Genomic DNA, 11,685 nt, shown 5'->3' on the forward strand with positions numbered 1-11,685 from the left:
GGCCCTGGACGGGAGGGGGCCGACGGGCCTATACCGCTGTCAGGGGACGACGGCGTCCCCGATCCCGAGCAACGGGAGGTACGTGGTGCTCACGCTCGCGGTCGGCGAGGAGCCACCGGGCGAACGACGGGTCGCCCTGGTGCCGGAGAGCGTGCGACGGCTCTCGGCGGCAGGGCACACGGTGGTCGTCCCGCCCGGCGCGGGGGCAGGCGCCTGGATACCGGACTCGGCGTTCAGCGAAGCAGGAGCCACGATCGGGACTGCAGCCGATGGGTACGCGGCCGCCGACGTCGTGCTCACGGTGGCACCGCCGGCCCCCGCCCTCGTCGCGCAGCTACGCGCGGGCCAGACGCTGATCGGCATGCTCCAGCCGCTGACCAGCCCGGGGCTGGTGCGCGAGCTCGCCGACCGCGGCATCACCGCGGTCAGCCTCGACGGGCTGCCCCGGACCCTCAGCCGTGCTCAGGCCATGGACGCTCTCACGTCACAGGCGAGCGTCGCCGGCTACCGCGCGGTGATCGAGGCGGCGCACGCGTACGGGCGCTACCTGCCGCTGCTCATCACGGCGGCGGGCACGGCAAAGCCGGCCGAGGTCCTCGTGCTGGGCGCCGGTGTGGCGGGGCTGCAGGCCATGGCGACGGCGCGCCGGCTGGGCGCCGTGGTGCGCGGCTACGACATCCGGCCCGAGACGCGGCAGGAGGTCGCCTCGCTCGGGGCCGAGTTCCTGGAGCTGCAGTCGGTGCGCGCGGGCAGCGGCGAGGGCGGGTACGCCCGGATGCTCGACGACCGCGAGCTCGCCGCCCAACAGGCCGAGCTCGACGGCCACATCGCCCGCCACGACATCGTCATCACCACGGCGCAGGTGCCCGGGCGCCGCCCGCCGCTGCTGGTGCGCGGCGCGGCGGTCGAGCGCATGAAGGCCGGCTCGGTCGTCGTGGACATGGCGGCGAGCGAGCACGGCGGCAACGTCGAGGGCTCGGTCGCGGGGCGCACGGTGGTCACCGCAAACGGCGTGACGGTCATCGGCGCGGACGACCTGGCCTCCCGCATGGCGGGGTCCGCGTCCGCCGCCTACTCGCGCAACATCACGGCACTGCTGCTCCACCTCACCCGCGACGGGACGCTCGCGATCGACCTCACGGACGAGGTGCAGGCGGGAGTCGTCGTCACACACGACGGCACCGTGGTCCATCCGGCCACCGCCGCCCGGCTGGCCCAGCCCGAAGGAGCACCCCGATGAGCGAGCAACTGCTCTCCGACCTGACGGTGTTCGTGCTGGCCGTGCTCGTGGGCTTCGAGGTCATCGGCAAGGTGCCCTCGACCCTGCACACGCCGCTGATGTCCGGGACGAACGCGATCCACGGCGTGGTGCTCGTGGGGGCGCTGCTCATCGCGTCCACCGCCGACGACCTGCTCTCCTACGTGCTCGCCTTCGTGGCGGTCGCGTTCGCCGCGATGAACGTGACCGGCGGCTACGTCGTCACCGACCGGATGCTGGGGATGTTCCGCCGGCGTCGTGAGCCCGTCACGCAGAAGGGGTCACGGCCGTGAGCGACTTCGACGCCGGTGTGCGCCTCGTCCATCTGGCGGCGGCGGTGTGCTTCGTCGTCGGGCTCCACCTCATGGGCTCGCCGACGACGGCCCGCCGGGGGAACCTGCTCTCGGCCGCCGGCATGGCCGCCGCCGTGCTCGCCACCCTTGCCGTGGTCGTCCACGAGGGCACGATCACACGTACCGGAACCGTCGTTCTGGTGTCTGCCCTCCTGGTCGGTGGCGCGGCCGGGCTCGTGACGGCACGGCGGGTGCAGATGACCGCCATGCCGCAGCTGGTGAGCCTGTTCAACGCGGTCGGGGGTGGCGCGGCGGCGCTCGTCGCGCTGGACGACTTCCTCCGGCTGTCCGACGGGGCGGGAGTGCCGACGCGGACCGGTGTCGCGGCGACGCTCGACGTCGGGATCGGCGGGCTGACGTTCGCCGGGTCCCTCGTCGCCACCGGCAAGCTGCAGGGCGTCGTGACCGGCCGCCCCGTCGTCTTCCCCGGCGCCCGGCTGGTGAACGCGCTGCTGATCGCCGTCGCGGTGGCCGCCGGGGTGGTCGTCGTGGCCGACGGGTCGGTTCCGCTGCTGCTGGTGCTGCTCGCCGTCGGCCTCGTCCTCGGCGTCACCCTGGTGCTGCCGATCGGCGGGGCCGACATGCCCGTCGTCATCTCGCTGCTCAACGCCTGCACGGGCACGGTCGTGGCGATGGCGGGCTTCGTCCTGGAGAACCCGGTGCTGATCATCGCCGGCGCGCTCGTCGGCGCGTCGGGGGCGATCCTGACCCTGCTCATGGCGCGAGCGATGAACCGGCCCATCCGCAACATCGTGCTGGGCGGGTTCGGGGGCGGTGGCGGCGCGGCGGTGCCGGCGAGCTCGAGCGGCCTGCCGGTGCGCGAGGTGACCGCCGACGACGTGGCGATGCAGCTGGCGTACGCCGAGAAGGTGCTCATCGTGCCGGGGTACGGGCTTGCGGCCGCGCAGGCCCAGCACGAGGTGGGCGAGCTCGCGGACCTGCTGGAGGCTCGCGGCGTCGACGTCGCGTACGCCATCCATCCCGTCGCGGGGCGGATGCCCGGGCACATGAACGTGCTGCTGGCAGAGGCCGACGTCCCCTATCCCCAGCTCAAGGAGATGGACGAGGTCAACCCCGAGTTCTCCCGCGCCGACGTCGCCCTCGTGGTCGGGGCGAACGACGTGACGAACCCCGCCGCGCGCCGGCCGGGCACCGCGATCTCCGGGATGCCGATCCTCGACGTCGACCAGGCGCGCAGCGTCATCGTCCTCAAGCGGTCAATGGGCCACGGCTACGCCGACATCGAGAACGAGCTCTACACCGACCCGCGTACCGGGATGTTCTTCACCGACGCGAAGAGCGGGCTCGCCGCGCTCGTCGCGTCGGTGAAGACGCTGGTGGGCTGAGCGGTCAGACCGCGACCGCCCCCTCGGCGGGGACATCCTCCCGGCGGGCGTTGATGAGCAGCGCGGCCGCGACCAGGCCGCACAGGAGCAGCATGCTGCCCCAGAAGAACGCCACGTGGTAGCCGCGGATGAGGGCCTCGCCCTGGACGGCGGCGGCCTGCTGCGGGTCCCTGAGGTTGTCGGCGATGTACGACGTGATGGCCGACGCGTAGAGCGTGTTGAGCAGCGCGGTGCCGAGCGAGCCGCCGATCTGCTGGGCCGTGTTGAGGACCGCCGACGCGATGCCGGCGTCGTGCCCGCCCACGCCGACGAGCGCGACGCTGGACGCCGGGATGAACACCAGCGCCATGCCGACGCTCATCACGATCTCCGACGGCAGGACGTGGGTCCAGTACGAGGTGTCGCGGGTGACCTGGGTGAGCCAGAGCATGCCGGCGATGGCCAGGACGAGGCCGACGAGCAGCAGCGGGCGCGGGCCGATCCGGGGCAGCAGCTGGGCCGCGATGCCGGCGGTGGCGATGATGCCGAGGCTGAAGGGCAGGAACGCGAAGCCGGACTTCAGGGGGCTGTAGCCGAGCGTCTGCTGCAGGTAGAACGTGAGGAACAGGAACATGGCGAACAGCCCCGCCCCCACGAACAGGAAGACGAGGTACGCCCCGCCGCGGTTGCGGTCGAGCACGACGCGCAGCGGCAGCAGCGGGTTCTTCGCCCGGGCCTCGTAGGCCACGAACGCCACCAGCAGCAGGACGGCGACCGTGAGGAACGTGATGGTGGAGCCCGCCGTCCAGCCGACGTCCTCCTTGGCGGCCTCGGTGAACCCGTAGACGAGGGTCACCAGGCCGAGGGTCGCGAGCACGGTCCCCGGGATGTCGTAGCTGCGGTCGCCGGGGGCACGGCTCTCATGGACGTACGGGATCGCGGCCAGCGCGGCGAGGACGGCGATCGGCACGTTGACGCCGAGGCACCAGCGCCAGGAGAAGTACTCGGTGAGCACCCCGCCGAGGATGAGGCCGATCGCCGCGCCGCCACCGGAGATGGCGCCGAACACCCCGAACGCCTTCGCCCGCTCCTTCGGCTCCGTGAACGTCACGGTGATGATGGACAGGGCGGCTGGTGCCAGCAGCGCGCCGAACGCGCCCTGCAGCGCTCGAGCCGCGAAGAGCAGTTCCTGGTTCGGGGCGATCCCGCCGAGCCCGGAGGCGAAGGCGAAGCCGAGCAGGCCGATGACGAACGTCTTCTTGCGGCCGGTGAAGTCGGCGATGCGGCCGCCGAGCAGCAGCAGGCCGCCGAAGGCCAGGGTGTAGGCCGTCACGATCCACTGGACGTTCGCGTTGCTGATGCCGAGGTCGTCGCGGGCCGACGGGATCGCGATGTTCACGATCGATGCGTCGAGCACCACCATGAGCTGGGCTACCGCGATGACCCCCAGCGCTTTCCAACGAGTGGGGTCCGGGGCAGCGCCCGCCGCGACGTGCTCGCCGGCGGGGCCTTGAGGTGCCGTCATTGCGTCTCCTCCGCTTCGGCCGCGGGCGGCCGGGCTGGCGTCGTGCCGTTGCCCTCCCGGCCGGCGCCGCGACACTGCGGTGCGACGACAGGAGTCAGACGTACGTTAGGACCACCCCGCGGCCGGTCACCACGGGGCGGCCCGATGACCTCGGACACAGCGGCCCGCACTCGACCGCACGGGCCCCGCCCCTGCGCCGAGCTCATCTCACCGTGAGCCGGATCCGCGCGCTCGAGTCGGCCCCGTCGGTGGCGGAGACGCCCAGCCCCTCCAGGGCGCTCCACCGCTCGATCTCCTCGGCGTTCTCGCCCCGCTCCTTCGCCACGGCCAGCGCCTTCGCCAGGTCGACGTACATCACGAAGCCCTGTCCCTCGGCGTCCGGCACCGCCCGGCGGAACGCGTCGGAGCTCCCGACCTGCCCGGTCGCCCCCGCGGTCCCGACCGACACCCGCAGCCCGTCGCTCTCCCGCTGCACCGTCACGTCCCCGCTGATCTCCCCGGCCTCGAGCAGCCGGCGCAGCACCTGCTCGGCGCGGTCGGGGTCGTCCGAGCGCGTGCGCACCGTGACGCCCAGCCCGGCGGCGGCGCTCGCGGAGTCGTCGCCGAGCGCGACCGCGGTGTCGGTGCCGAGCACGGCGCGCAGGTCGTCGCCGCCCTCGATTGGCGCCTGAGCGGACATCGCGTTCCCCCTGGTCGTAGCAGTCCTCGGCAGCGGAGCTCAGGTGCCGCGGGAGGCGCACCCCGTTGCCCGACCGGCCGATTCCCCGCCCTCCCGGCGAGCAACCACGAAGATCGATCGGGCGATGTGCGATCCGGGCGGCAGAGGCCGCCAGCCCGGGACGGGCCACCGCGGACCGCCGCACCGCCGGCGGCGCCCCGGCCCCGTTCGGGTGCCCGGCTTCCGCTCCCGGCCTCGGTGAGCGACGATGGCTGGCCGCGGCGGGCAGGAGAGCCCGCCCCGTCCTACGGAGCCGTGCATGTCCTCCCCCGCTCTCGAGCGCGTCGTCCTCCTCGACCAGTCGGGGCGCCCGGCCGGCGAGGCCCTCAAGAGCGAGGTCCACACCCGGGAGACGCCGCTCCACCTGGCCTTCTCCTGCTACGCCTTCGGCCCCGACGGCCGGGTTCTCTTCACCCGCCGGGCGCTGGGCAAGAAGACGTGGCCCGGCGTGTGGACCGGCAGCGTCTGCGGCCACCCCTCGCCCGGCGAGGACTCGCAGGAGGCGGTCGCGCGCCGCCTCGAGCAGGAGCTCGGCCTGACCGCCACCGCGATCGCGATGGCGCTGCCCGCGTTCGCCTACCGGGCCGTCGACGCGTCCGGGATCGTGGAGAACGAGGTGTGCCCGGTCTACCTGGCCCGCGTGGACCGCGACCCCACCCCGGACCCGGACGAGGTCGCCGAGTGGCAGTGGGCCGCCTGGGACGACCTGGTGCGGGTCGCCGCGGCGACGCCATGGCTGATCAGCCCGTGGGCCGTGCTGCAGATCGCCGAGCTCACACCCGTGCTCCCCGACCTGCTGCCGCCTTTCGTCACGGTCTGCCCCTGATCGCTCCCACGCCGGGAACCCCTGCCCCCCACCGCACGTCGAGCCGCGCGTACGTGACGCAGCCGTTGCGGGGCACCCGCCCTGCCACACTGCGCAGCAGGAGCCGCACGCGATGCGGCTGCGCGGGAGCCGCCGCAGCGCGGTCGGAAGGGGACACACCGTGACGCTCGACGTGACTCTGGTCGGCACGACGACGAAGATCGCCGTCGTCAACCTGCGGCCGGGGCAGGTGGTCTACAGCGAGGCCGGAAAGTTCCTCTTCGGCTCCTCGGACGTCGTCATGGAGACCAAGCTCTCCGCGCCCAGCGCGCCCGCAGGCCAGCCGGCGCCCCAGCCGATGCCGGGCCAGCAGCAGCCGCAGGGCGGTGGCATGGGCGGGGGCATGGGCGGGGGCCTCGGTGGCCTGCTCGGCGGAGGCGGCGGCGGGGGGCTCGGGGGCATGCTCGGGGGGCGCGGCGGCGGTGGCGCACCCGGTGGCGGGACGGGCGGTGCGGCGGGAGGAGCCGCCGGTGGCCTGGGCGGCATGCTGCGCACCGCGGCCCAGGCCGGCAAGCGGATGCTGGCGGGCGAGTCCTTCGCCTTCACCCACTTCCACACCCGGGGCGGCGACGGCCTGCTCGGGCTGGCCGGGGTCATCCCGGGTGAGATGCGGGCGATCGAGCTCGACGGGCGGACGACCTGGTTCGCCGAGAAGGACGCCTTCGTCGCCGCCGAGGCCGGGGTCGACTTCGACATCGCCTTCTCCGGGCTCCGGCAGGGCATCTCCGGCGGCGAGGGGTTCATCCTCGAGAAGTTCAGCGGCGTCGGCACGTTGCTCATCGCCGGGGCCGGGGACTTCATCGACATCAACCCCGCCGACTACGGCGGCAAGCTGCGGGTCGACACCGGCTGCATCGTCGCCTGGGACTCCAACATCCGCTACGGCGTCGAGCGGCTCGGCGCGCTCAACAAGCAGGGGATGATGAACGCGATGTTCGGCGGCGAGGGCATGTCGCTCGCGACCCTCGAGGGCAACGGGCAGGTCATCCTGCAGTCGGTGACCATGGACGGGCTGTCCAAGGCGCTGGCCAAGAACGCGGGCGCGGGCGACCGCTGAGCCCCGGGCTTCCGTTCCCGGGCCGCTCTGCGCGATCATGGCCGCGCAGGCCACCCAGGCGTACCGAGGAGGAGACGTGGCGCAGTTCTCGCGCGGGTTCTCCGGGCGGCCCCGCTCGGAGGAGCCGGACCTGCCGCCGGGGCAGTACCGCACCCACGACTTCCCGGTGCTGTCCGCGGGCCCCACGCCCCGGGTCCCGCTCGACACGTGGCAGTTCACCATCGTCACGGAGGCCGGCGAGCGGCACAGCTGGGACTGGAAGGCGCTGCAGCAGCTGCCGTCCGAGAGCGTGACGGTCGACCTGCACTGCGTCACCCGCTGGTCCAAGCTGGGCACGCGGTGGCGCGGCGTCTCGCTCGACACCCTCTTCGAGGACGTCGAGACCGCCTCCGAGTACGCGTACGTCCGGGCGTACGGCGGCTACACCACGAACCTGCCGCTGGAGGACCTGCTCGACGGCCAGGCCTGGGTCGCGTACGAGTACGACGGCGACCCGCTCGCCCCCGAGCACGGCGGGCCGGCGCGCCTGCTCGTCCCCCACCTCTACCTGTGGAAGAGCGCGAAGTGGGTGCAGGGGATCGTCCTGACGCCGCAGGACGAGCCGGGCTTCTGGGAGACGGCCGGCTACCACATGTACGGAGACCCGTGGCAGGAACAGCGCTACGCCGGCGACTGACCTGGCGGCCGGCCCAGCTGTCGGCCGTACGCCAGGAGACGCCCACCGCCCGCACCCTCACGCTGCGCGTCGACGGCTGGGCCGGGCACGTCCCGGGCCAGCACGTGGACGTCCGGCTCACCGCTGCCGACGGCTACACGGCCGTGCGGTCGTACTCCATCTCCTCGGCTCCGGCCGAGGGCGAGCTGGAAATCACCGTCGACGAGGTGCGCGGCGGGGAGGTCTCGCCCTACCTCGTGCGCGAGATCGCCGCCGGTGACCTGGTGGAGGTGCGCGGCCCGCTCGGCGGCTGGTTCGTGTGGCAGCCGCAGAGCACCCGGCCGCTGCAGCTGGTCGCCGGCGGCTCGGGCATCGCCCCGCTGATGTCGATGGCGCGGGCGCGGGCTGCGGCCGGCGGCGGCGCACCCACCCGGCTGCTCTACTCGGTGCGGCGGCCCGACGCGGTCGTCTTCGCCGCGGAGCTGGCCGGGCTCGCCGCCCCCGGCTCGGGGCTCGAGGTGAGCTACGCCTACACGCGCGCGGTGCCCGAGGGCTGGCCGCGCCCCGCCGGCCGGGTCGACGCGGCCCTGCTCGCCGAGGCGACCTGGCCGGCCGAGCGGGCCCCCGACTGCTTCGTGTGCGGCCCGACCGGCTTCGTCGAGGCCACCGCAGACCTGCTCGTGGCCGCCGGCCACAGCGCCTCCGCCATCCGGACCGAGCGGTTCGGGCCGACCGGGAGCACGTCATGAGCGACCTGCCCAGCTCCGAGCCCACGTTCCTCGACGGCAACGCCGCCGCCGGGCCGCTGCGCGACGTCTTCTCCGTCGACCTGACGTCCGCCGTCGGCACCTGCGCCGGCTGCGGTGACGCGGGCCCGGTCGGCGGCGTCCGCCTCTACAGCCAGGCCCCCGGGCTCGTCGGCCGGTGCCCCGGCTGCGAGGAGGTGCTGTTCACGCTGGTGCGCGGCGAGCAGGACACCTTCCTCAGCATGAAGGGGTTCGCGATGCTGCGGTTCCCCACCGCCGGCTGAGGAGCCGCTCAGCCGCTCGCGTACCGCTCCAGCAGGGCCGCCGGCGCGCACGCGGCCCACGCGTCCTCGACCGCGGCGCGGAGCACGTCCGCTGTTACGCGGTCGAGCTGGACCAGCACCGCCGGGTACCCGTCGAAGTGCGGGATGGTGAAGAACGCGCCGTCCCCGGAGGCGAGGACGGCCTCCTTCTCCCCCAGGTCGGCCGTGGCCAGGGCGAGGATCGGGCCGCCGGGCGCAGGGGTGTCGCCGAAGCGCTTGAGGTCGGCCTTGGTGAACGGCCGCTCCCAGGCGAACGCCTTCTTCCGGACCAGCCACGTCCGGTGCCCGTACCGCGTGCCCTCGGTGACCTCGGGCAGGGCCGCCGCGAGCTCGGCCACGTCCGCGACAGAGGCCATGGGCCCACGCTAGCGGCTGGTCGGGCGGGCACGGGTCGACGGCGGGCCGGGTCGCCCTGGCACGTTCGGGCGGTCAGCACTCCTGGCCCCGGGACGAGGCCCCGAGCGACGGGCCGGCCGGGCCCGGGGCCACGCGCTGCATGTTGGTCCACCCGGTCCATCCGCGTTCCTCCAGCAGCTCGAGCAGCCGGGGCGCGCACGCGAAGGAGTCGAGGAAGGCGGCGTCGAGGAGCGCCACCAGGTCGTCCCCGACCGGCTGCTCCTCCTCCATCCCCTCCGTCCGGGCGGCGGCCGCCTCGACGAACGCGGCCACGCGGTCCGCCAGCCCCGGCAGCCTCGGGTCGTCCGGGCCGCAGTCGACGAGGTCGCTGAAGTCCACGTAGAGCTCGCGCAGCGTCTCGTCCTCGATCTGCACCCGTTTGATCGCCATGAGCCCGGGGACCTCCTCGGGGACCTGCGCGGCGATGAGGATCCAGCTGTCCCGCTCGATGTCGATCAACTGTTTCCGGAATCCCAGCTCATGCATACGGTCGAGGTAGGCGACGACCTCGGCGGGCAGGGCCAGGCTGTCGCCCGCCGCCAGCTGGCCGATGAGCTCCCGGTGCCGCTGGCGCTCGCGGATCTCGGCCCGCAGCCGTCGGTCGATGTCGGCCACCGCTTCGGCGAACTCCGTCCCGTCCGCGCACAGCAGCTCCGAGACCCGGCGGAGCGGCACGCCCGCGTCGGCGAGCGTCCGGATCCGGATGAGCTGCACGACCGCCGCGGCGTCGTAGCGGCGGTACCCCGAGGCGTCGCGCGCGGGCTCGGGCAGCAGGCCCTTCGCGTGGTAGTGCCGGACCGCGCGGACCGTGACCCCGGCGTACGACGCCAACTGGCTGATGGTCAGCATCCGTGATCGCCCGATCTCCCGTGCCGACGGCCGGTCACGCAATTCTGCGCCGGTAGGTGCTCATCGCGAGCGCGTACGCCGCAAGCAGCAGGGCCAGGCACCAGGCCACGGCGAGCCAGCCGTCACCGCCCACGGGCTGCTCGGCGTAGAGCCTGCGCAGCGTGTTGACGATCGGGGTCACCGGCTGGTTCTCCGCGAACCAGCGCACCGGGCCCGGCATCCCGGCCGTGGGCACGAACGCGGAGCTCACGAACGGCAGGAAGATCAGCGGGTAGGAGAAGCCGCTCACGCCGTCCAACGACGTCGCGGTCAGCCCCGGGATGACGGCCAGCCAGGTCAGCGCGAGGGTGAACAGCACCAGGATGGCGAGCACCGCCAGCCAGCCGAGCACTCCTGCGCCCGTGCGGAACCCCATGACGAGCGCGACGGCCACGACCAGGGCGAGCGAGACCATGTTGGCCACGAGCGAGGTGAGCACGTGGCTCCAGAGCACGGCGGAGCGGGAGATCGGCATCGACCGGAACCGCTCGAACAGGCCGCCCGACACGTCCTGGAACAGCCGGAACGCCGTGTAGGCGATGCCGGAGGCCACGGTGATGAGCAGGATCCCCGGCAGCAGGTAGTCGACGTACTCGCCCCCGCCGACCTCGATCGCGCCACCGAAGACGTACACGAAGAGCAACAGCATGGTGATCGGGGTGACGGCCGTGGTGATGATGGTGTCGGGGCTGCGCAGGATGTGCCGCAGCGACCGCCTGAGCAGGACGAAGGTGTCGCGGGCGAGGTAGGCGGTCATCGTCGCCCCCCTACCTTCGGGCCCCGGCGGCGCCGACCACCGCGAGGAAGATCTCTTCGAGGGTCGGCTGCTTCTCGACGAACTCCACCTCGGCCGGCGGCAGCAGCTTCTGCAGCTGCCCGAACGTCCCCTCCACGAGGATTCTCCCCTCGTGCAGGATCGCGATCCGGTCGGCGAGCTGCTCGGCCTCGTCGAGGTACTGCGTCGTGAGCAGGACCGTGGTGCCGCTGCCGGCCAGCTCCCGGACGGTGTCCCACACCTCGATCCGCGACTGCGGGTCGAGCCCTGTCGTGGGCTCGTCCAGGAAGAGCACCGGCGGGTCGCCGATCAGGCTCATCGCGATGTCGAGCCGGCGGCGCATCCCGCCGGAGTACGTGCCGACCCTGCGGTCGGCCGCGCCGGCCAGCCCGAACCGGGCGAGCAGCCCGTCCGCGACCCCGCTCGCGCCGCGCAGATGGCGCAGCTGGGCGACGAGCACGAGGTTCTCCCGCCCGGTGAGGACCTCGTCGACCGCGGCGAACTGCCCCGTGAGGCTGATCGACTCGCGCACCCGGTGCGGCTGCCGGGCGACGTCGTGGCCGTTGACCCGCGCGGTCCCGCCGTCGGCGCGCAGGAGTGTGGACAGGATCCGCACGACGGTGGTCTTGCCCGCGCCGTTGGAGCCGAGCAGCGCGCAGACCGACCCCTGCTGGACGCTGAGGTCGACGCCGGCCAGGACCAGCTGGCCGCCGTAGGACTTGGTGAGCCCGGCCGTCTCTATCGTCGGTGTCGACGTCATGGCGTCAGCGTCCAGCCCTGACGCTGCGTCAAGGTCAAGCC

General features: G+C 73.4%; 14 protein-coding genes. 8 read left to right on the forward strand and 6 right to left on the reverse strand.

Annotation, left to right across the window (positions count from 1 at the left end; translation table 11 throughout):
• Nucleotides 1-82: 82 nt before the first annotated feature.
• From G9H72_RS00050 to G9H72_RS00060, 3 genes are read left to right on the forward strand one after another with little or no spacing between them, the layout of a single operon-like run.
• Nucleotides 83-1,240: a Re/Si-specific NAD(P)(+) transhydrogenase subunit alpha gene (locus G9H72_RS00050; protein ID WP_331271847.1), complete on the forward strand. Its 1,158-nt coding sequence runs from the start codon at nt 83-85 to the stop codon at nt 1,238-1,240.
• Nucleotides 1,237-1,551, forward strand: coding sequence for an NAD(P) transhydrogenase subunit alpha (locus G9H72_RS00055; RefSeq protein ID WP_166165978.1), 315 nt, complete (start codon nt 1,237-1,239; stop codon nt 1,549-1,551). Before G9H72_RS00050 ends, G9H72_RS00055 begins: the two co-directional genes overlap by 4 nt.
• Nucleotides 1,548-2,957 carry an NAD(P)(+) transhydrogenase (Re/Si-specific) subunit beta gene (locus G9H72_RS00060; RefSeq protein WP_166165980.1) on the forward strand — a complete coding sequence of 470 codons (1,410 nt, stop codon included), beginning with the start codon at nt 1,548-1,550 and terminating at the stop codon, nt 2,955-2,957. Before G9H72_RS00055 ends, G9H72_RS00060 begins: the two co-directional genes overlap by 4 nt.
• Nucleotides 2,958-2,961: 4 nt before the next feature.
• On the opposite strand, the gene G9H72_RS00065 is transcribed toward G9H72_RS00060, so the two are convergent.
• Both G9H72_RS00065 and G9H72_RS00070 read right to left on the reverse strand, forming a co-directional pair.
• The gene (locus G9H72_RS00065; protein WP_166165982.1) at nt 2,962-4,461 is read right to left on the reverse strand and encodes an MFS transporter; all 1,500 of its coding nucleotides are present in this window, start codon (nt 4,459-4,461) and stop codon (nt 2,962-2,964) included.
• A 202-nt stretch (nt 4,462-4,663) separates the two neighbouring features.
• Nucleotides 4,664-5,140 (reverse strand): hypothetical protein, encoded by a 477-nt coding sequence (locus G9H72_RS00070; RefSeq protein ID WP_166165984.1) that lies wholly within the window; start codon nt 5,138-5,140, stop codon nt 4,664-4,666.
• 298 nt (nt 5,141-5,438) lie between these two features.
• On the opposite strand from G9H72_RS00070, the gene idi reads away from it, so the two are divergent.
• The 5 genes from idi (at nt 5,439) to G9H72_RS00095 (ending at nt 8,786) form a co-directional block, all read left to right on the forward strand.
• Nucleotides 5,439-6,005 carry an isopentenyl-diphosphate Delta-isomerase gene (idi, locus tag G9H72_RS00075; protein ID WP_166165985.1) on the forward strand — a complete coding sequence of 189 codons (567 nt, stop codon included), beginning with the start codon at nt 5,439-5,441 and terminating at the stop codon, nt 6,003-6,005.
• 160 nt (nt 6,006-6,165) lie between these two features.
• The gene (locus tag G9H72_RS22695) at nt 6,166-7,101 is read left to right on the forward strand and encodes an AIM24 family protein (RefSeq protein ID WP_331271848.1); all 936 of its coding nucleotides are present in this window, start codon (nt 6,166-6,168) and stop codon (nt 7,099-7,101) included.
• A gap of 37 nt (nt 7,102-7,138) precedes the next feature.
• On the forward strand, nt 7,139-7,777 hold the full coding sequence (locus G9H72_RS00085) for a molybdopterin-dependent oxidoreductase (RefSeq protein ID WP_166165986.1): 639 nt from the start codon (nt 7,139-7,141) through the stop codon (nt 7,775-7,777).
• Complete coding sequence (locus G9H72_RS00090) at nt 7,747-8,505, forward strand: ferredoxin reductase (protein WP_166165987.1); 759 nt, start codon at nt 7,747-7,749, stop codon at nt 8,503-8,505. Before G9H72_RS00085 ends, G9H72_RS00090 begins: the two co-directional genes overlap by 31 nt.
• The gene (locus G9H72_RS00095; protein ID WP_166165988.1) at nt 8,502-8,786 is read left to right on the forward strand and encodes a DUF6510 family protein; all 285 of its coding nucleotides are present in this window, start codon (nt 8,502-8,504) and stop codon (nt 8,784-8,786) included. The genes G9H72_RS00090 and G9H72_RS00095 overlap by 4 nt, the downstream gene beginning before the upstream one ends.
• Before the next feature lie 8 nt (nt 8,787-8,794).
• Here G9H72_RS00095 and G9H72_RS00100 read toward each other — a convergent pair whose 3' ends face one another.
• From G9H72_RS00100 to G9H72_RS00115, 4 genes are all read right to left on the reverse strand, one after another.
• Nucleotides 8,795-9,181: an MmcQ/YjbR family DNA-binding protein gene (locus tag G9H72_RS00100; RefSeq protein WP_166165989.1), complete on the reverse strand. Its 387-nt coding sequence runs from the start codon at nt 9,179-9,181 to the stop codon at nt 8,795-8,797.
• A gap of 73 nt (nt 9,182-9,254) precedes the next feature.
• Nucleotides 9,255-10,070: a MerR family transcriptional regulator gene (locus G9H72_RS00105; protein WP_166165990.1), complete on the reverse strand. Its 816-nt coding sequence runs from the start codon at nt 10,068-10,070 to the stop codon at nt 9,255-9,257.
• 34 nt (nt 10,071-10,104) lie between these two features.
• Nucleotides 10,105-10,866: an ABC transporter permease gene (locus tag G9H72_RS00110; RefSeq protein ID WP_166165991.1), complete on the reverse strand. Its 762-nt coding sequence runs from the start codon at nt 10,864-10,866 to the stop codon at nt 10,105-10,107.
• A gap of 10 nt (nt 10,867-10,876) precedes the next feature.
• Complete coding sequence (locus G9H72_RS00115; protein WP_166165992.1) at nt 10,877-11,644, reverse strand: ABC transporter ATP-binding protein; 768 nt, start codon at nt 11,642-11,644, stop codon at nt 10,877-10,879.
• Nucleotides 11,645-11,685: the final 41 nt, after the last annotated feature.

This window comes from Motilibacter aurantiacus, assembly GCF_011250645.1.
GTDB lineage: Bacteria > Actinomycetota > Actinomycetes > Motilibacterales > Motilibacteraceae > Motilibacter_A > Motilibacter_A aurantiacus.